Source organism: Salinibacterium sp. NSLL17 (assembly GCF_015864935.1).
In the GTDB taxonomy this organism is placed as follows: domain Bacteria; phylum Actinomycetota; class Actinomycetes; order Actinomycetales; family Microbacteriaceae; genus Rhodoglobus.
Window position 1 is genome coordinate 644,047 of record NZ_JADYWH010000001.1, and the last position, 19,847, is coordinate 663,893.

Consider the following 19,847-nt stretch of genomic DNA (forward strand, 5'->3'; position numbering starts at 1 on the left):
ACAGCTATTCGCGCGGCTTGAGTCGCACTGTGGGAAGCTCTGGCGCGGGCAATGGCGCTTCGTCGCACCCTGCGACGGTGCCGAAACGACCGTCGGGGTTTCCGCCGTTGATCACATCGGCCTGCCACTGCGCGCGGAACTCTACAATCTCGTCGTGGCTGCGCCCAATGAAGTTCCACCACATGACGATGGATTCGCCGAGTGGCTCACCTCCGAGTAACAGGAGTCGGGCATCCGTCGACGCGCTAATGACGAGCTCGGTCACGCCGGGAGCGAGATAGGCCAGGTGATCGGGTGGGGTCGTGACATCCGCGATAGTCACGGCACCGGCATCCACGAGCACGCCGTGTTCGAAGTTGGCATTGATGGGCAGCGTCACGGTTGTGCCGGCGGGGATGTCGAGTTGGGCGCCGAGAAGCGGAGAGAAGACGCGCGCTGGCGACGATACGCCCGCAAGCTCACCGATGAAGATGCTGACGGTTGCGCCCTGAAGATCGAAAGGGATCGGCGCGAAGTTCTCGAAGCTCGGAGCGGTGTGCCGGTGGGCATCCGGCAACGCGACCCACAGTTGCGCACCGTGCAACAGCGTGGGCTCGGCGGGCGAGATTTCGGAGTGGGAAATGCCGCTGCCGGCCGTCATCAGGTTCAGTTCGCCGGGGCGCACCGCAGCGAGGCTGCCGACGCTATCGCGGTGCTCGATGTCGCCAGCGAAGAGCCAACTGACGGTCTGCAATCCAGTGTGCGGATGCGGGGGCACGAGCATCCGCGTCGTGTCAGGTCCGTAGTGGTCGACGAAGCACCACCCACCGATGAGGGATCGTGACCGCTGCGGAAGAGTGCGCCGCACGTTCATCGCGCGCGGGCCACCGAGCGGGACTTCGCGAGGCTCAAGTAGTTGCACGCCTGCCGCTGGCTGCGTTTCGCACACGACCTCGGCCGGGTTCTTCTCCGGGTTGCTCACGGCGGCTCCTCACTCCAATGTTGCCTCAGTGAGTGCTAGCGTGCCACAAAAATTACCCCGCGATAAGTGGGGTCACCGAACGCCACCATCTGGTCGAGCACCGCGATCGAGACGGGCAGATCGTGGGAGTCGACCCAGGTCTCGCCCTGCTCGGCGGTGATCCACGGATCGTTCAGCAAAACGGTGTCGCCCTTCACCGAGTGAGCGACGACCCAGTGCGGGGTCGAGGCATCGTGCATGGGTTCTTCTTCGATCAACAGAATCGCGAGCTCGCCGCCGGCAACGCGCTCGGTGATCTGCTCAATCGACAGCGGGGCGGTGTGCTGCTGGATGCCGCGGCTCGCCGCTTCGGCCCGCGACTGTTCTTGCAGCTGCTCGCGGAACGTGCGCTCTTCGCCCTCGTAGGTTTCGAGGAGCGTCGGTTCGGTCGTGTCGAGGTGCAGTTCGAGGCTGATGCCGGATGCGGACTGCGCGATCACGTCGTGAACCGCCACCGCGAGACCGAGAGGTTCGCACGCGGGGAAGTTCGTGGCCGAACGCCAGAAAGCGAGTTCGCGTTCGCGGGCATCCTCGTCTTCGGTGTCGGCGAAGGGTTCGAGGCCGAGGTGACTGAGGGCTGTCATTGCGGCTACAGCGCCACAGGTGAAGAGCGTGGTCTGGCCGTAATAGCGCAGTTGCTCGTGCGGCCAGACGTCGTGCCACAGCACGAAGCCGCGAACGCCCTGAGTGCCATCAGCCGAGGAGATAGGGGTTCGCAGTTCGGTGAAGCCGAGGTCGGCGGCGAAGGTGGGGAGCTCAGCGTCGAGCGGGAGCTGCCACTTGAGGGCGGCGTCGCCACGCTCCGCGGAAGCCGCAATCAGTTCGCCGAGAAGACTCTGGGCGGCAGCATCGCTGTCGGCCCAGAGATCAACGAGCTTCGTGTAGCGCGTATTGGGGCGACCGGAGGTGAGGGCCGCTGCACTGCCGGTGGGGGAGTCGAGCATCCACACCCGCGGGTTATAGGGCTCGCGATCGCGTTGCCATGCGGCGGCACGGTCGGTGCCGAGAGCCTCGATGAGATGCGTGGGAAGCTCGGCGGGCGCGAGCTGAACGAGGGCAGCGCCGATGGTCGCGCCAACGACAGCAACGTCAGCGTCGGTTGTGTTCGAGGCGGCAGAGTCAGCAGGAGTGGAGGTGTCCACGGGGTCCTTTCGGGGCGAGGTCGGGCGCTTGTGGCGCCGAGCTCAGTGAGTGGGTGCTTCGTGAATCGACGCTGCAACGAGCGCCTGAGTGTAGGGATGAGTCGGGGCGTTGAGCACGTCGTGGCACTGACCAGATTCGACGACTTCGCCGTGTCGCAGCACGTACACGCGGTCGGCAAGCTGGCGCACCACGGCGAGGTCGTGCGAGATGAAAAGGATCGAGAGGCCGAGTTCAACGCGCAGTTTGGCGAGCAGATCGAGAATCTGCTTCTGCACCGACACATCGAGCGCCGAGACTGATTCGTCGCAAATGAGTAGCTGCGGTTGAACAGCCAGAGCACGGGCAATGGCGACTCGTTGGCGTTGACCACCCGACAGTTCTGCCGGTCGCTTGCTCGCGAAGTCGGTGGGCAGTTCGACCAACTGCAGCAGGCCATTGAGGTCGGATGCCGGACGCCCTGCCACCCGCAACGCCAACTTCAGCGACCGACCAACACTGATCATCGGGTTGAGCGACGAGTACGGATCTTGGAACACGATCTGCATTTGCTTGGGCGTGCGTGAAGCGCGGCCGGCGGCGAGGGCGACACCGTCAAACTCGATCACCCCGCTGGTCTCGTGCTCGAGCCCCGCGACGCAGCGGGCGATTGTGGTCTTGCCCGAGCCGCTCTCGCCGACGATGCCCACGGTCTCGCCGCGGCCCACGGTGACGCTCACTCCGTGCAGCACGGTCTTGTCTCCGAAGCTCTTGGTGATGTCGGTCGCGACCACAAGGTCGCCGGTTGCTGTGTTGGCGCCCGTCTCGGCGTCGGCGTCGGCGTCGGGGTTGGCGGTGCCGGTCCCGGTCTCAGTGCCGCTCGGGCCCGCCGCAGCATCCGCAGCGGTCACGCCGGGCCCGGATGCCGTACGCACCACCCCGGCGGAGCGATCGGTGAGCGAGGGGTCGGCTTCGATCAGCGCCCGAGTGTAGGGGTGGCTTGGCGCATTGAGTACGGAGCTCGTGACACCGCGCTCAACAATCTCGCCGTGGCGCATCACGAGTACGTGTTCGGCTCGCCCACGCACCATTCCGAGGTCGTGCGAGATGAGTAGGGCAGCCATGCCGCGCTTCTCTTGCAGGCCCCGAAGGAGGTCGAGAATCTCGCACTGGTTGCTCGCGTCGAGAGCCGTGGTCGGCTCGTCGGCAATGAGCAGTTCGGGGTCAGTGGCGAGGGCCGCCGCGATAGCAACCCGCTGCCGCATTCCGCCGGAGAGTTCGTGCGGGTAGGCGCGCGCGACATCCGCGGGCAGGTTCACTTCGGCCAGGCTTCGCGTGATGCGAGCGGTGCGTTCCTCGCGGCTGAGGCGGGTCGCGCTCGCGGCATCGATCGTCATCCCGATTTGGGTGCCGCAGCGGTGCACGGGGCTCAGGCTCGTGAACGGATCTTGCAGCAGCAGTGAAATGCGGCGACCTCGGGTCGCACGCCACACGGCATCCGTTGACGGCAGCTCGATGGTGGCACTCGACAGCGCGATGGTGCCGCGCGCGTTGAAGCCCGCAGGCAAAAGCCCGGCGATCGCTTTAGCGGAGAGCGTCTTGCCCGAACCCGATTCGCCGATGAGGGCAAGGGTTTCGCCTGGCGCGATGGAGAAGTCGAAGGGTGCGACAACAACGCCAGCAGGCCCGTCGATCGTGAGTCCGGTAACGGCCACTTGAGCGGTCGAGCCGATGCTCGATCCCGAGCCGATAACCAGCCCGGCACCCGACGCGGGCACGTTTGTCATGCTGGTCTCGGTCATGAGCGTCCCGTTCTGGTCAAGTTTTGGCCGAGCCAGTCGCCCACAAGATTTGCCGCCGAAGCGACGCCGATGATGAGCAGTGCCGGCACCAGAACCGCAGCCGGGTTGTCGATCATGATGGCGCGACCGTCGGTGAGCTGGCGTCCCCAGTCGGCCGTGCCGGGGGCAACACCAACGCCCAAGAACGACAGCGACGAGAACGCCACGAGCGCGAAGGCCACGTTGAGCATCGAGTTGGTGATGATGAGCGACCACACGTTCGGCAGCACCTGCGTGAACATGATGCGGGTCTTGGAGAGCGACAGCATTTGGGCTGCCTCCACGAAGGGGCGCGCGGCCTGCTCCATAACGCCGGCGCGCACAATGCGGATGTCCGAGGGCGAGAACAGCAGAATCAACAGCAGCACGGTCATCCAGTAGCCAGCGCCGAAGACACCCGCGACCACGATCGCCGCCAGCAGCAGCGGAAGCGAGAACAGCAGGTCGGTCCAGCGGCCAATGATGAAGTCGATGGGGCCGCGCAGATAACCCGCCACCGTGCCGAGCAGAATGCCGAGAATCATCGACCCGAGTGCAACACACACCGGACCAACGAGGGCGGATGCCGCTCCCGCGATCGTCAGCGCAAGCACGTCGCGACCGAGTTCGTCGGTGCCGAGAAGGTGACCGGGGCTGCCCGGGGGCAGGAGCGAATCGAGGATCGACTGGGCTGTGGCATCCGGGGCAATCAGGTTGCCGAAGAGCACCAAGAAGGCGACGACTCCGAGCAGGGCGAGTGACAACCACACCGCAACCGGGTGCCGACGGCGCGACCGCGGAAGTTTCGCTAAGACGATAGCTTCGGTGCTGCTCACTGAGCACTCTCCTTGGCGCGGATGCGGGGGTCGAGAAAAATGTAGGCCAGGTCGGCCAACAGTGCGATGGTTGCGATCGTCACGGCCACCAGCAGGGTGAGCGCTTGCACGACGGCGATGTCTTTGAACAGCACGGAGCCTTGCAGCAGGGTGCCGAGTCCGGGCAGCGCGAACGTGGTTTCGGCGAGCACGGTGCCGCCGACCAAGAAGGTCAGTACGAGGCTGGCACCGGTCACGATCGGGATGGCGGCGTTGCGCAGGGCGATCATATGCACTTGGCGGTCGGGCAGGCCGCGCGCGCGACCAAAGGTTACGTAGTCACTTTCGAGTTCGCGCAGCATGGCGGTGCGAGTGAGCTTGAGGATGATCGCGCCGAGCCCGAGCGCCAAGGTGATGGCGGGCAGCACGAGGTGCCAGAGAGTGTCGAGGCCACCGTCGCCCGATCCATAGACCGGGAAGATCGGTAGGTAGAACGCGAACACATAGAGGAGGAGGAGTCCGACGGCGAAGGTGGGGGCGCTGAGGCCGACGATTCCGAAGCCGGTCGCGAAGCGGTCGATCCAGCTTCCTGAACGAACGGCGCTCTGCACGCCGAGCGGAACGGCGACGATCACGGCAAGGAGGAACGCGAGTCCGCTGAGGGCGGCAGTGATACCCAGGCGCGAGCCAATCACGTTCGATACCGAATCTTGCAGCCGAATGGACTGCCCAAAGTCGCCGGTGAGGGTGTTGCCCAACCAGATCAGGTACTGCATATACAGCGGCTGATCGAGGTTGTATTGCGCACGGATGGCGGCGATGGCTTCCGGCGATGATGCCCGGTTGCCGAGCAGGTTCTTAACGATGTCGCCGGGGGCGAGATGCAGCATCGAGAACACGATGATGGACAGCACCAGCAGGATGCCGATGGTGCCGAGCACGCGCACCACAAGCATGCGGCCCAAGGACCGTGATTGTGATGCGCGTGCAATCGGGGTGGTTGTCACAGATTATCCAGCGGGGGTGAGCAGGGTCGGCCACGCGGAGATGAACGCGAATGAGCTGTAGCTACTCATGTCGATGTCCTTGGAGAACGCGGTTGCGGACTGTCCCCACCAGAGTGGAACGCTGATGATGTCTTCTGCCTGCAGCGTTTCGGCCTCGATGAGGAGGTCGATGCGGGCAGAGGGGTCGGTCTCAGCGCCGACACGTTCGAACAGCGAGAGAACTTCGGGGTTCTCGTAGTTCGAGATGTTGTAGTCGCCGAGCATGTACGTCGACACTTCAGCAGGGTCGCCCAGCGTGGAGAAGTACCACATGAGGCCAACGCCGTAGCTGCTGTCTTGTTCGAGGCTCGCGAGCCATTCCTCGATGGGAACTTCACGCACGTTCAGCGTGATCCCGATCTTGGAGAGGTTCTCGGCGAGCGACTGAGCGGCGGTGCCGAGCTGCGGTCCCGTGGAGGGGAACAGAATGTCGGTCTCGAAGCCATCCGGGTGATCGGAGGCCGCGAGGGCTTCCGCAGCAGCATCGAGGTCGAAGTCGTACTGCGGGATGGTCGCGAGCAGGTCGCGCGCATCGTCGGCGCTGTAGACGCTTCCGAGGGATTCGGGAGTCGCGATGGCAGTCGCTACTTCGCCGTGGCCGCGCAGCAGCTTGTCGACGATCGTGGTGCGGTCGACGCTGTGGGCGAAGGCTTCGCGCACCTTCGGGTCGTTGAACGGTTCGAGGGCGGTGTTGAAATACATACCGACGTAAGAGAGGTCGTTGACGTAGTCGACGCGCATGTTGTTGAGGTCTTCCCACTGGGTCGACTGCGCGAGCGGCACGTTGAAGGCCACATCGATGTCGCCAGACTGGGCGGCAAGAAGGCGAGTTCCCTCATCCGGGATGAACTTCACGTTGATGTTCTTCACCTCGGGAAGGTCGCCCCACCAGCTGTCGACGCGTTCGAAGTTCACGTGGGAGTCGGGCACGAACTCGGTGACCTTGTAGGGGCCCGAGCCCAGAAGCAGGGCGCTGCTGGTGCCGACTTCGCCGTTGTTCTCTTCCCAGAACTTTTGCGAAGTGATGAAGGCCGCGCCACCCGTGCTCATGTTGGCGGCGAATGCTGCATCAGGGGCCGAGAGGGTCACGGTGACTTCGAGGTCGCCGGTCTTCTCGACGCTCTCCACGCCACCCAAGTAGTACGAAAGGCCGGGCGAGCTGGTTTCGTCGCGCGCCTGCTCGAGGCTGAACACAACGTCATCGGCGGTCACCGGGGTGCCGTCTTGGAACATCGCATCGTCGCGCAGCTCGTAAACGTAGGTCACGTCATCCGGCTGGTCCCACGATTCGGCGAGGCCGGGCTGCAGGGCCCCGTCGGCGTCGATCGAGACAAGGCCTTCTTGAGTGATGGAGGCAATGTAGTAGTTGAGGATGCCGCTCTCGGCACCCACATAGAGGCTCGAGAGGGAGCCGGGTAGAGCAACCGTGATGGTGTCAATGTTGCCGTCGCCAGTGGGCGTGCTCGACGTGGCACAGCCCGCGAGCAGCAGGGCCGAGGCAGCGACGGCGACTGTGGACGCCCGAGCCCCCTTAGCCAGGGTGGAGTTAGTCGATCTCATGCGAAGTTCGTGCCTTTCGGTGAGCGTTACAGGAGGTGAAAAAGGAGAGGATGCAAATTTCGCGCGTTGGAGGTGCGAGTGCTGTGACAGTGCCGCGCGGTCACTGTTGGTTTTCCGGGCCACCTCGCGCATGGCCAGCAGCCGAAGGGCCACTGCGATGCTTGGAGTGTCGGCGGAGTCGTCGAGCGTTGTCGCATAGATGCGTCGACGAAGCTTGGGTTGCAATTCGAGGGCCACGACGCCGTCGGGCAAGGCGGTAGTGGCTAAGGCGAGTTCTGAGAGGAACGTCACACCGATGCCGGATGCCACGAGCGCGAGTGCTGCGCCGGTGGTTGTCACATCGTGCCGCAGGGTGGGGTTTTCGCCGAGGGCGGTCGCGACGGCAACAAGCTGCTCGGTGCAGGTAGCCGGGCCGCCGATCCACGTAAACGGAAGAAGCCCCGCAACACTCGCTGACGCTCCGAGCTGATCGGCGGTGGCCCGAGGCACAATCGCGAGCACGTTTTCGGAGAGCAGAAAGCGCGAGCGCAGTCCCTCCGGGCTCGTGTGCGAGCTCGACGCGATGGTGTGGTCGCTCGCGTAGCGATAGTCGAGGGCAATATCGGCGCGACCTTCGGCGACGGCGCTGAGGGCGGCATCCGGTGCGGCTTCGCTGAATTCAACGTGGATGCCCGGAAACTCGCGATCGAGCCGCGAGAGTAGTGGCGCGATGATGCTGGCGACGGCGGCGGGGAACGCGGCGAGACGCACAGCGCCCCGGTCGAGTCCGAGGTGCGCGGTGAGGTCGCTCGCGGCGGCGGTGACGGCGGCATCGATGCGGGGCGCGTGGCGGGCGAGCAGGGCGCCGGCTTCGGTGAGTTCCATGCCGCGCGGCGTGCGTGCGACGAGGGCGATGTTTAGTCGGGCTTCGCTGCGCTTGAGATGTTGGGTGATGGCGGGCTGGCTGAAACCGAGTCGGCGAGCGGAGGCAGAAACGCTGCCCGTCTCTTGGATAGCGACGAGGATGCGCAGCATGTGAAGGTCGAGCGCGCGCGTCAGTTCGTCAAGGGTGGCGGATTCCTGCGGTGCGTCCTGCATAACGACACCTTATGGGCAAACGCCACCTGCATAACGTTACAGAATGATTAACTTTGGCTATGGGGCGCGACGCAACCCTTTCGGGGGCAGGCCGAATCGCGACCAGAAAAGTACTCTTAAATCATGACAAGTTCTCGACGCCTGCCCGCACTCATCTCGGGCGCCGTAGCTCTTTCCCTCGTTCTGGGCGGTTGCTCACTTGTGGAGCAGGCCGTGACCTCGGCCGGGGAAGGTGTCATTGCTCACGCCGCGCTGTCTCGGATGGTTTCTGAACTGGCGGAACTAGAGGGTGTGGACGAGGCGTCGTACGACTACACGAGTGATCCCGTGGTGGGGGATTCCGGCGACGTGAGCGTGATTGCGGCGTCGGCGATCGAAGGCGCCGAATTGGAGCGAATTGCCGAACAATTTCGAGAGGGATACACTGATTTTGAGCGAGCTGCGTTCTTGCCGAGTTTCACGCTTGCGCTCGCCGACGATTCCGCTGGGGTTCTAGAAACGTCGGGTCTCCCCGAGTCGACGGAGACATTCGTTGAGAGTTTTGAGTTTTGGCGAGCGGCATCTGCGGCGGCAGGGACCGAACTCAGTGTGAATCTGCAAAACGTTGACGGTTTCGGCGGCAGTTTTCGCTCGGTTTTTATCCCAGATGAATCAGATTTCGATGTAGCGGCAGACCGCGTGGTCGAAAATTACACAGCTCTGCAACAGCTCGCGAGCGAATCAGAGCAGAACCACACGAGCTGGTCTGTGGCCGGCATTTATTCGCCAGACGAACTTGCTCCGCTGGAGTTCGTGGAGCTCGTCACTGATCTTCGCGCAGTGATCCCTTTGCGGGACAACTCGAAGGTTGGCGACTCGAGCCTTGGAGATGCCGACTATCCCGAAGGCTTCCAGGCGACGTGGGCAACACCAGGAGTGCTCGACGGGATTTCCGAGATCTCTGTGGTGAGCAACGAGGACACCGACGAGACGTGGAAAGCGGCACTTCAAGCTGCGACTCGCACTGGCCAAATGGAGAACATCAACTTCCTGTTTCGCGCCGGCGATCGAGGATTTAGTTTCCATACCTCCGCGTGCAGCGGATCGGTCGAGGCCACCGCCAATGACGACACTTTCTTCCAGGCTGTTTCTTCTTCCGGAGCACAGCTTGCTCCCGGCGCTGGCGCTGGCATGTGCTTCCCCGAGCAGTGATGCCGATAGCGGTCCTTGGTGGCTTCGCGGGCGATGGAAGATGAGGGCGAATGATGAGTTTTCGACGGCGGATTGTGAGTGCGCTGGCGGCGCTGTCGTTGCTTGCGCCCGCGCTGGCGGGGTGCTCGTTCTTGAGCGATGACGCAGCCGATCTCGACAGTGCCGGGCTGGTCGCTTCGTACGAGGAGTTCCTTGCCGAGAGCACCACTGAACTAAAGGAAATTGAGGGCATCGGGGAAGTCTCGCAAGCCCCGATCTCCGGTGTGATGTGGGAGAGCCCCGTCATGATCGATGTCGAGGTGAGCGAAGAGTTCGCTGAGGCCCAAGCGGTTGCCGTCGTCGAAACGTTGCGCCGTGTATCCGACGGCTATCCCTCGTACGGCATCCCGGTAGCGTTCACGATTCGGGTGGCGGGAGAATCCGCCGGTCGTTTTCGGGTGGCCGGCCTTGGACTTTACCCAGACTTCGTCATCAGCAACTTCAACTATTGGCGAGCGCTTGAGCAAGCGTTCGGCGCTGAGCTGACGATGGTGCTGTTGACCGACGCCTACGACGAGGCTTCGTACTCGCGAATCATAGGCCCGGGCAACGGCGCGGTCTCGCGAGAAACTATCGCTCAAATGCTGATCAAGTACGACGCGCTCGCGACAGTGTCTTCGGAGCAGAGCAGTGGTGGCATCGGCGTGGCTGCAGCGCAGGGTCGCAAGTACGAGATGTGGGCACTCCCCGGGCTCAATGCCTCTAACCACCTACCGCCGAGGGATGTCATCGAACTCGTTGCCGCCCTCGGCCGCTCTTTTCCGTTGCAAGAGAATGCGTGGCTCGGCCTCGACTACGACTATCCAGCCGCTCTCGCCGCGGCTGGCGCGCTGGTGCAGTGGATTGACAACGAAGCTGCACTGCACGGCCGAGAGGTAGCAGTCAATAGCGCTGAGTACCGCGATGACGAGTGGCCGGCAATCGTCGCCGCTGCCGCAGGCACTGCTCAAGTCACCGGCTTTGACTTCGGCTATGCCTCGCCCGAGCGCGAGTTTCGTTTTCACACTTCCCCCTGCGAAGGCACGATCGAGCAGACAGCCGACGACGAACTGCTCTTCGCTGCGTTGCGCGAGGGCGGTCTTGCCTCATTGGAGGATCTGGCGCCGGGGCGCTGTGTCCCCAACTATCCGCAGTCGCGATAATGGGGCGACGGCCCAGCATTTAGCGATGGGCCCTCAGCGGCACCGGTGAAACGTAAGCTTGAGTCATGAATTTTCCTCGGCGCGTGACGAGCATGGTGATGGCCGTCGTTTTGCTCGCGCTCGGTGGGTGCACTGCGCTCGGTGATGAGGCATCCGACCTCCGCATCGAGGGGTTCTCCGAATCGCAGCAGCGCGATTTCATGGAAAGCCTCGTCGAGCTCAGGAGGATCCCGGGGGTGAGCGAGGTGTCGTGGACGGCAACTCCGAACCCCTTCTGGGAGAGCTTCGCGACGATCGAGGTGGGTGTGAGCGAGGCTTTCGCGGAGCAGCAATTGGGGGTCATCGCCTCGACCATGAATCAGTACGACGGCAATGGTGAAGGCCCTGGGCTGCCGATCTCGTTCAGCATCCGGCTCGACGGCGACGACGATGCCGGGTTCACTGTGTCGGGCCTCGGCCTTCCTCGCGATGAAGTCGTCGAGAACTATCGTTATTGGCGCGAAATTACAGCCGTAATGGAACTCGATATGAGGATGAATCTCCAAACGACCGTCTTTTTCAGGGATGATTACATGCGCGTGATTTCGGCTCCGACCGACACTCACCCGCTGCAGCCGCTACGCCACGTGATCGACCACTACGACGCGCTTGCGGCCCTTACTTCTCCTGAAGGCAATCCCGCTGGTGCGCTCTCCGCAGCGGGCAACGGAGTGTTTGAGTTCTGGTCCATTCCGGGCTTGCAGTCGTCGGGTTCGCTTCCGCCGCGCGAGGTGCTTAATCTTGCGGAGCGGCTCAGCGGCCTATTTTCGTTGCGCACCAATGCGTGGCTCACTGCTGAGCCTGACGACGGCGATAGTTTCCCCGAAGGAGCCGGGATTCGCTGGGATGCCGACCCCACAGCGCAGCAGGGCCGCCAAGTGGATCTACTGTTCTCGGAATACCACGAGGAACATTGGCCCGCGATTGTCGCTGCTGCCGCAGCCTCCTCTCAACTCGCCGTGTTCCATTTCCAGCACTTCTCCTTCGACCGAGACTTCTCCTTCCACACCTCGACCTGCGAGGGAACAGTCCAAAAGTCAGCTGACGACCAAGCACTCTTTGACGCGATCCAGGCGAGCGGCGTCACACTGCTGGAAGGCGCAGCGCCGGGGCAGTGCATCCCCGACTTTTATGAGTGAACGGGTGACATCCGTGCATCGGCGTGCTGGCCCCGGCGCGTGCATTCCTGAGCAGCAACCCAGCACAGTCACGCCTAGGGCGAACAGGGGCCTATTTCGCGATTTCTCTGGTTAGTCTCTTTACATCGGTACCGAATCTGTAGCGGTATCTAAGGAGTGAAGAGATGTTTGAGAGATTTACCGACCGCGCCCGTCGTGTAGTCGTTTTGGCCCAAGAAGAGGCCAAGATGCTCAACCACAACTACATCGGCACAGAGCACATTTTGCTTGGCCTCATCCACGAGGGTGAAGGCGTTGCCGCAAAGGCGCTTGAGTCTTTGGGTATTTCGCTCGACTCCGTGCGCGAGCAAGTGCAAGACATTATTGGCCAAGGTCAGCAGCAGCCGACCGGCCACATCCCCTTTACGCCGCGTGCCAAGAAGGTACTTGAGCTGAGCCTGCGCGAAGCGCTGCAGCTTGGTCACAACTACATCGGCACCGAGCACATCCTGTTGGGCCTCATCCGCGAGGGTGAAGGCGTTGCCGCTCAGGTGCTCGTGAAGCTCGGCGCTGACCTCAACAAGGTTCGCCAGCAAGTCATCCAGCTCCTCGGTAGCTTCCAGGGCAAAGAGGCGGTTGCCGTTGGTGGCAACGAGTCTGCGCCCGACAAGGGATCGCAGGTTCTTGACCAGTTCGGCCGCAACCTCACTCAGGCGGCTCGCGATGGCAAGCTCGACCCCGTTATTGGTCGCGAGAAGGAGATGGAACGCGTTATGCAGATCCTCTCCCGCCGCACCAAGAACAACCCCGTCCTCATCGGTGAACCCGGTGTCGGTAAGACGGCTGTTGTTGAAGGCCTCGCCAACGCGATCGTTGCTGGCGACGTTCCCGAGACGCTGAAAGACAAGCAGCTTTACTCGCTCGACCTCGGAAGCCTCATCGCTGGTAGCCGTTACCGCGGTGACTTCGAAGAGCGCCTCAAGAAGGTCACCAAGGAGATCCGCACCCGCGGCGACATCATCGTCTTCATCGACGAGATCCACAGCCTCGTCGGTGCCGGCGCTGCTGAAGGTGCCATCGACGCAGCATCCATCCTCAAGCCGCTTTTGGCTCGTGGCGAGCTCCAGACCATTGGTGCGACGACCCTCGACGAATACCGCAAGCACTTTGAGAAGGATGCCGCGCTTGAGCGCCGCTTCCAGTCCGTGCAGGTGCACGAACCTAACCTGCCGCACACCATCAACATCCTCAAGGGACTGCGCGACAAGTACGAGTCGTTCCACAAGGTATCCATCACTGACGGTGCCATTGTTGCCGCAGCGAACCTCGCCGACCGTTACGTCGCCGACCGTTTCCTGCCAGACAAGGCCATCGACCTGCTCGACGAGGCCGGCGCACGTCTGCGTCTGTCGATCTTGTCGGCACCTCCTGAGCTGCGCGAATTCGACGACAAGATCGCCGACGTTCGCTCGCGTAAGGAAGGCGCTATCGAGGATCAAGACTTCGAGAAGGCTGCAAGCCTGCGCGACGAAGAGAAGAAGCTGCTCGGCGAGCGTCTTCGCCTCGAGAAGCAGTGGAAGTCTGGCGACGTTGGCGCGAGCGGAATCGTGGATGAAGGTCTGATTGCCGAAGTTCTGGCAGCAGCAACCGGCATCCCCGTCTTCAAGCTCACCGAAGAAGAGTCCAGCCGCCTTATCTTCATGGAGAAGGCACTTCACATGCGCGTCATTGGTCAAGAGGAAGCCATCTCGGTTCTCTCCAAGACCATCCGCCGCACGCGTGCAGGCCTCAAGGACCCCAACCGTCCGAGTGGTTCGTTCATCTTCGCCGGTCCGACCGGTGTCGGTAAGACCGAGCTCGCTAAGGCGCTTGCTGAGTTCCTGTTCGACGATGAGTCGGCCATGATCTCGCTCGACATGAGTGAATACGGCGAGAAGCACACTGTTTCACGACTGTTTGGTGCCCCTCCCGGATTCGTTGGATTCGAAGAGGGTGGCCAGCTCACCGAGAAGGTGCGCCGCAAGCCATTCAGCGTTGTGCTGTTCGACGAGATCGAGAAGGCTCACCCCGACATCTTCAACTCGCTCCTGCAGATCCTCGAAGAGGGTCGCTTGACCGACGGTCAGGGTCGAGTGATCGACTTCAAGAACACCGTCATCATCATGACCACCAACCTCGGCACGAAGGACATCACCGCTGGCCCCATGGGCTTCCAGGTGGAAGGTGACTCGGCAACCAGCTACGACCGCATGCGCGGCAAGGTTGTTGAAGAACTCAAGAAGCACTTCAAGCCTGAGTTCCTCAACCGTGTTGACGAGACCATCGTCTTCCCGCAGCTGAGCAAGCCAGAACTGTTGCAGATCGTTGACCTCTTCATCAAGCGTCTCTCTGAGCGCATGATGGATCGCGACCTCACCGTCGAGATCACTGTTCCCGCCAAGGAGCGTCTCATCGAAGTCGGGTTCGACCCCACTCTCGGTGCACGACCGCTTCGCCGCGCAGTGCAGCACGAAGTCGAAGACGCGCTCAGCGAGAAGATCCTTCACGGCGAGCTCAACGCCGGCGACCACGTACACGTTGACTTCGTTGACAACAAGTTCGTGTTCGTCACGAGCCGCCAGCCGGGTCTCCCCGAAAAGGAGCCGGCCGAGGTCGAGGCCTAAACCTCCGACCTTGCCACCGCGGCACTAGCCACACGACAGCGGCTGCACGACACCTTCTGGTGCCGGGCAGCCGCTTCGTCGTTAACGGAACCAGCCACCTGGCAATCGCCCCGCTGCCGGCGGGAGCAGGTGTTCGGCGAAACTCGTCGCGCGGTGTGGGGCTGTGCGCCCCTGAGCGGTACCGTTACTGCGTGACCACCTTCAGCATCCGCCCGGCACGAACGCATGATGTGCGGGCCATCCAGAGCCTTATCGAGCCCTTGGTGAACGAGCGCATCCTGCTCGGTAAAGACCTTGTCGTCTTTTACGAGGCAGTCCAAGAGTTTCGGGTGGCTGTCGCGCCCGACGGCTCCGTTGTCGGATGCGGTGCCCTCCACGTGATGTGGCACGACCTGGCCGAAGTGCGCACCCTCGCTGTCGCCTCCGAATGGCTGGGAAAGGGCGTCGGCCATGCGCTCATGGATCAGATTGAAGCGGATGCTCGCGCGCTGGGTCTTGACCGGTTGTTCTGCCTGACCTTCGAAACCGGTTTCTTTCAGCGCCATGGCTTTGAGCCGGTTGAGGAAGAAATCGTCGATCCGACCGTATTTGCGCAGTTAGCGCTCTCGCCTGACGAGGGTGTGGCCGAATTTCTGGATCTTTCCCGTGTAAAACCCAACACCCTCGGCAACACGCGCATGCTGAAGCACCTTTAGTGGCCTCAGACGTTTAGCCTTGCGGTATGTCGACGTTTAGGAACCCTGTCGGCCCGCAGTCAAGCAGCGTCTACTGGCGCCGGCGCTTGATCGTCGGGCTAGGACTCCTTGCCGTCATCGCCATCATCTTGCTGATTGTCTTCGGCCCTAAGGCCTCATCGGACCCCGCATCCACGTCTACAACGACGTCGACGACGGATCCCTCGGCCGCCGAATCCAGCACGCCAGCCGCCACTGATGCCTCTGGCTCGCTTGTCTGCGATCCCGCGAAGCTCACCCTTGAGGCGATCACCGACGAATCAAGCTACGCCGAGGGCCAGAACCCGCAGCTGTCGTTCTCTATCAAGAGCACCATGACAGAGCCGTGCGCTATCGAGGCCGGCAGCGACATCCAAGAGTTTGTCGTCACCAGTGGTAGCGATGAAATTTGGAACTCAAAGCACTGCCAGACCGAAGGCGAGCCGGGCACGGTCGTGTTGCAGCCTGGTGTGCCGGTGCAGTCGAGTTCGATCGAGTGGGATCGCACCCGGTCCGCCACCGACACCTGTGAGTCAGACCGCCCCGTTGTTACCGCGGGTGGCGCCAGCTACCACCTTGAGGTCTCGCTTGGTGATATCGCCTCTGACAGCACCAAACAGTTCTTGCTGAACTAACCCGGATAGGCCATGGCTTCCTCAACCTCCGCGGCGCAGAGCGCCGAATTCAGTTCCCCCTTGCTCGCTCAAGCTCTCGAAGCTGGCGACCCCGTAGCGGTTGCTCTGGCGCTGCGCAACGACAGAGTCATGGTGCCGTTGCTGACGGATGCGACGGATGCGACGGATGACGCCGCAGCGTCGAGCGAGAACGAAGCGCAAGTGCGAGTGTTCCGGCGCGGTGAAGCAGACAAATACATGCTCTTGCTGTTCTCGTCGGTTGAGGCCTATGTGGCCATGCTGCCGGAGGAGACTGACCATCAGGTCGTCGCCTATCGTGCAGATGATTTGCGCGCGTTCCTTGAGACCAATCGAGGCGTTCTGGAGTCGGTCTGGTTCGACGTAGCGGGCCCCCACACGATGCAAGCATCGCCCGATGACATCTTGGATGCCCTCACTCTTTCCTAGACCGACTGCTTGTTGACGGCCTTGGGGCAAATATTTGCCTTCCGGGAGGAATCAGGCTTCTGACCCAGTTCAGGGGACAAACACCCCAAAATAGACCATTTAAGGCCCATTTCGGCACTCTTTAGGGTTACATCCAGACTCGCAGCGGCATCAATGTTATAAACAGGCCTTTCTATCCCTTGTCTGTGACGGTTACTCTGTTCAACGTGGAAGACAACAGTTTCGGTGTGCCAGCGGGATGGTACCCAGACCCTCTGGGCTTGCCCCAGTTGCGCTGGTGGGATGCCCAAGCCTGGACTGAGCACACCTCAGATGCACGTGCCCCTATCGTTGTGCAGCCAGCTACCAAGCTGGCGTTCGCCGACGATGACTATGACGACGACGTAGACGAGCTTCCGTCGCGGCGCGAACAGCGCGATCGTGAACGTCATGACACCGGTGACTACCTCAGGACCGAGACTCGTAGCGAGCCGGAGCCCGAGACTGCAGCAGTTCACGACGAACTGAGTGCTCAGCCGCTTCTCGCAATGACATTGCGTGAGCTCGAGGCACCCATTGACGACGCGCAACATGCCGATGAGCCAATGCTGCTGCCGAAGTCGGCTAACGCCCACGCGAACTCGATGCCTGGTGCATCCACCCTCAGCGCTTACGCCGAGGAAGAAGAGGCACCCGAGCGCGAGATCCGCCAACACCGCACGTACAACGCGGCTGTCTGGCTCATCGCGATCCTTCCACTTGTTCAGCTTCTGACCAGCATGTTCCTGATTGCAGGCGCCGGCCTCGGTAGCAACTTGCCGCTGCTGCTCGTCGTCTGGATTGCTCCGTACATCGTCGTTCTGGGCCTCGCCGCCTACGACAACCTGCTGCTGCAGGTGTGGGGTCACGAAAAACCAGCAAACGCTGCGTGGGCATTCCTGACCGCACCGGTTTACCTAGTGGTTCGTGGTCTGCGCACCATGAAGGAGACGGGCAAGGGCATCGCGCCGATCGCCACGTGGGCCGGCACGATCGTGTCGCTGGTTATCGGAATGTTGATCCTTCCCGGACTCCTCATCTCCTTGATTCCGCAGACGTTCAGCAACCAGATCGAGAGTTCGATTCAGGCTCAGGCTGCGACGCTCGGCGCAAACATCGAGCTTTCTTGCCCCGCAACTCCGCCGGTTCTCATGGGCGACACGTTCACGTGTCGTGCAGTGAAGCCCGCCAATGGCCAGAGCGACTCGATCCTGGTCAGCTTGCAGCGTGAGAACGGCTGGATCAGCTGGCGCGTAGAGGACTGGGGTCTCTGGACCCTGTTCGGCTAGCCAACAGTTCACCACCTAGCGTCGCAACGGCGGCTCATCTTCGGATGGGCCGCCGTTGCTGCGTTCTGGGGGAGGAGCGTGACTCGTCGGCTCAGAACTCGGGGATGTGCACGCGTTCTTCGGTCGCCCCGGCGAAGGCCAAGCGGAGGGCTTCGCGAACGTGGGCAGCGTCGGCATCAATGACTGTGTCGAAGCCCAGCCGTGCCGCTTCTGCCAGTCGCTGTTTCGCTGACGATGCTGGCCGAATTTCGCCGGCCAAACTGATTTCGCCGACGACGGCCATCGTGGCGGAGAACGCTTTGTCTTTGTAGGCACTGGCGATTGCCAGTGCAATCGCGAGATCCGCTCCGGGCTCGGTGACGCGGATGCCGCCCACCGTCGACACATAGACATCGAATGTCGATAGGGGAATACCCGCTCGCCGCTCAAGCACCGCGAGCAACATGGCCACTCGTGAGGCATCGACGCCGTTGACGACGCGACGCGGTTGGGGAGCTTGAGACTTCACGATGAGCGCCTGCACCTCAACAGGCAGGGCGCGCCTGCCCTCGAGGGCGATCGTGACACACGTGCCACTCACGGGTTGGCGGGCGTGGGAGAGGAAGAGCCCGCTGGGATCGGAGACTTCGGCGATTCCTTCGCCGGTCATCTCGAAGCAGCCGACTTCTTCGGTGGAGCCAAAACGGTTCTTGTGGGCGCGGACAAAGCGCAGCGCCGTCTGGCGGTCGCCTTCGAACTGGAGCACGACATCCACGAGGTGTTCGAGCAGTCGTGGGCCCGCAATGGTGCCGTCTTTGGTGACATGGCCAACGAGCAGAATGGGCAGGTTCTGGTCTTTGCTAACCCGGATGAGTGTGGAGGCGACTTCGCGCACTTGCGATGGCCCGCCGGCGATACCTTCGGTCGCGGCGGAGGCAACAGTTTGCACGGAGTCGACGATCACGAGTTGTGGCTTGACGTGATCGATCTGACCGAGGATCGTGCCGAGATCGGTTTCGGCGGCCAAGAACAGCGAAGGGTGCAGGGCGTTGGTGCGTTCGGCGCGCAAGCGAACTTGGCTGACCGACTCTTCGGCCGTGACGTAGAGAACACGCTGACCGGATGCCGCAGCCCGCGATGCCACTTCGAGCAGCAGTGTTGACTTGCCGACGCCGGGTTCACCACTCAACAGAATGGCAGCGCCGGGCACGACACCGCCGCCGAGCACGCGGTCGAACTCCGCGATGCCGCTCGGCCAGTGCGCAACGGACTCGGCACCGATCTCGGTGATGGAGCGTGCGCCGCTCGTGTCAGAGACGGCAACGGTGGCCACACGCTTGGTGATGCCTGTTGCTGCGCCCGCATCGGTCACGGTGCCCCACTGCTGGCATTCGCCGCAGCGGCCCACCCACTTGATGCTCGTCCAGCCGCACTCAGTGCAGCGAAAATTACTTACAGCTCGGGCCATGTTTCAACCCTAGGCGGCACGACCGACACTGCTAGGCGAGAGTGAGGAACAGCTTCTCGATATCTGCCGGGGACATTCCATCGTGGCTGCCCTCGCCATCCGCATCATCCGTCGAGCATGATTGCAGGGCGTTCGCGATGATCATGAAGCCAGCGCGATCGAGTGCCTTGCTGACGGCAGCGAGTTGCGTAACGACGTCTTTGCAGTTCGACTCGGCTCCCATCGACTGGATGAGGGCGTGCAGTTGACCTTCGGCGCGCTTGAGGCGGTTCATCACCTTGCGCATCGCTTCGGGGTCGTGCCCGGTAGCGGCATCCGTGGAGGCAGCGATTTCAGAGGTGGTCATGACTAATTGCCTTTCGTAACGGGTAGGCCAGCGGTGCGCCAAGCGGAGGTTCCGCCCTCGATGTTGACAGCGTCGAAGCCCTGGGTGTTGAGCCATTCGACGGCCTGAGCACTGCGGCCGCCGCTTTCGCAGATGACGTAGACGGTCTCGTCGCGGTCGAGTTCTTCGACGCGAGCAACGAGTTCTCCGAGCGGAATACTTGCGGCCTTTGGCGCATGCCCCGAAACGTATTCGACGGGTTCGCGCACGTCAATAACGACGGGGTTGGTGAGTTCGGAGAGGGTTTGGGGTGTAACGGCGTTCATGGGGATTCCTTGGGAGTG

Annotated in this window: 17 protein-coding genes; 8 read left to right on the plus strand and 9 right to left on the minus strand. The window is 62.4% G+C overall.

The genetic code is table 11. The features are described from left to right. Positions 1 to 4 precede the first annotated feature (4 nt). Genes I6E51_RS03090 through I6E51_RS03115 form a run of 6 tightly spaced genes read right to left on the minus strand, consistent with a single transcriptional unit; the run spans position 5 to position 8,437 of the window. The gene (locus I6E51_RS03090) at positions 5 to 961 is read right to left on the minus strand and encodes a pirin family protein (protein WP_197109418.1); all 957 of its coding nucleotides are present in this window, start codon (positions 959 to 961) and stop codon (positions 5 to 7) included. A gap of 35 nt (positions 962 to 996) precedes the next feature. Beyond that, positions 997 to 2,142, minus strand: a complete 1,146-nt coding sequence (locus tag I6E51_RS14370) for a peptidase C39 family protein (RefSeq protein ID WP_307783779.1) — start codon at positions 2,140 to 2,142, stop codon at positions 997 to 999. A gap of 42 nt (positions 2,143 to 2,184) precedes the next feature. Further along, positions 2,185 to 3,921, minus strand: a complete 1,737-nt coding sequence (locus I6E51_RS03100; protein ID WP_231599638.1) for an ABC transporter ATP-binding protein — start codon at positions 3,919 to 3,921, stop codon at positions 2,185 to 2,187. After that, complete coding sequence (locus tag I6E51_RS03105; protein WP_197109419.1) at positions 3,918 to 4,775, minus strand: ABC transporter permease; 858 nt, start codon at positions 4,773 to 4,775, stop codon at positions 3,918 to 3,920. Before I6E51_RS03105 ends, I6E51_RS03100 begins: the two co-directional genes overlap by 4 nt. Further along, a complete protein-coding gene (locus I6E51_RS03110; RefSeq protein WP_197109420.1) occupies positions 4,772 to 5,761 on the minus strand; it encodes an ABC transporter permease in 990 nt (329 codons plus the stop codon). Before I6E51_RS03110 ends, I6E51_RS03105 begins: the two co-directional genes overlap by 4 nt. Before the next feature lie 3 nt (positions 5,762 to 5,764). Beyond that, positions 5,765 to 8,437 carry an ABC transporter substrate-binding protein gene (locus I6E51_RS03115; protein WP_197109421.1) on the minus strand — a complete coding sequence of 891 codons (2,673 nt, stop codon included), beginning with the start codon at positions 8,435 to 8,437 and terminating at the stop codon, positions 5,765 to 5,767. 123 nt (positions 8,438 to 8,560) lie between these two features. Between I6E51_RS03115 and I6E51_RS03120 the strand changes: the two genes are divergently transcribed. The 8 genes from I6E51_RS03120 (at position 8,561) to I6E51_RS03155 (ending at position 17,731) form a co-directional block, all read left to right on the plus strand. Further along, positions 8,561 to 9,628, plus strand: a complete 1,068-nt coding sequence (locus tag I6E51_RS03120; RefSeq protein WP_197109422.1) for a hypothetical protein — start codon at positions 8,561 to 8,563, stop codon at positions 9,626 to 9,628. Between the two features lie 50 nt (positions 9,629 to 9,678). Continuing rightward, entirely contained in the window at positions 9,679 to 10,809 is a 1,131-nt protein-coding gene (locus I6E51_RS03125; protein WP_197109423.1) for a hypothetical protein, read from the plus strand. A gap of 65 nt (positions 10,810 to 10,874) precedes the next feature. Next, positions 10,875 to 11,987, plus strand: a complete 1,113-nt coding sequence (locus tag I6E51_RS03130) for a hypothetical protein (RefSeq protein WP_197109424.1) — start codon at positions 10,875 to 10,877, stop codon at positions 11,985 to 11,987. A 164-nt stretch (positions 11,988 to 12,151) separates the two neighbouring features. Next, positions 12,152 to 14,629, plus strand: coding sequence for an ATP-dependent Clp protease ATP-binding subunit (locus I6E51_RS03135; protein ID WP_197106549.1), 2,478 nt, complete (start codon positions 12,152 to 12,154; stop codon positions 14,627 to 14,629). A 191-nt stretch (positions 14,630 to 14,820) separates the two neighbouring features. Beyond that, entirely contained in the window at positions 14,821 to 15,324 is a 504-nt protein-coding gene (locus tag I6E51_RS03140; RefSeq protein ID WP_197106548.1) for an amino-acid N-acetyltransferase, read from the plus strand. A 26-nt stretch (positions 15,325 to 15,350) separates the two neighbouring features. Beyond that, positions 15,351 to 15,977, plus strand: coding sequence for a hypothetical protein (locus I6E51_RS03145; RefSeq protein ID WP_231599639.1), 627 nt, complete (start codon positions 15,351 to 15,353; stop codon positions 15,975 to 15,977). A gap of 12 nt (positions 15,978 to 15,989) precedes the next feature. Continuing rightward, positions 15,990 to 16,424, plus strand: a complete 435-nt coding sequence (locus I6E51_RS03150; protein WP_197106547.1) for an SseB family protein — start codon at positions 15,990 to 15,992, stop codon at positions 16,422 to 16,424. Between the two features lie 185 nt (positions 16,425 to 16,609). Beyond that, on the plus strand, positions 16,610 to 17,731 hold the full coding sequence (locus I6E51_RS03155) for a DUF2510 domain-containing protein (protein ID WP_307783782.1): 1,122 nt from the start codon (positions 16,610 to 16,612) through the stop codon (positions 17,729 to 17,731). A gap of 91 nt (positions 17,732 to 17,822) precedes the next feature. Here I6E51_RS03155 and radA read toward each other — a convergent pair whose 3' ends face one another. From radA to I6E51_RS03170, 3 genes are read right to left on the minus strand one after another with little or no spacing between them, the layout of a single operon-like run. After that, positions 17,823 to 19,178 (minus strand): DNA repair protein RadA, encoded by a 1,356-nt coding sequence (gene radA, locus I6E51_RS03160; RefSeq protein ID WP_197106545.1) that lies wholly within the window; start codon positions 19,176 to 19,178, stop codon positions 17,823 to 17,825. A gap of 31 nt (positions 19,179 to 19,209) precedes the next feature. Further along, positions 19,210 to 19,524, minus strand: coding sequence for a metal-sensitive transcriptional regulator (locus I6E51_RS03165; protein WP_197106544.1), 315 nt, complete (start codon positions 19,522 to 19,524; stop codon positions 19,210 to 19,212). Positions 19,525 to 19,526: 2 nt separating this feature from the next. Further along, positions 19,527 to 19,829: a rhodanese-like domain-containing protein gene (locus tag I6E51_RS03170; protein ID WP_197109425.1), complete on the minus strand. Its 303-nt coding sequence runs from the start codon at positions 19,827 to 19,829 to the stop codon at positions 19,527 to 19,529. Between the last annotated feature and the right edge of the window lie 18 nt (positions 19,830 to 19,847).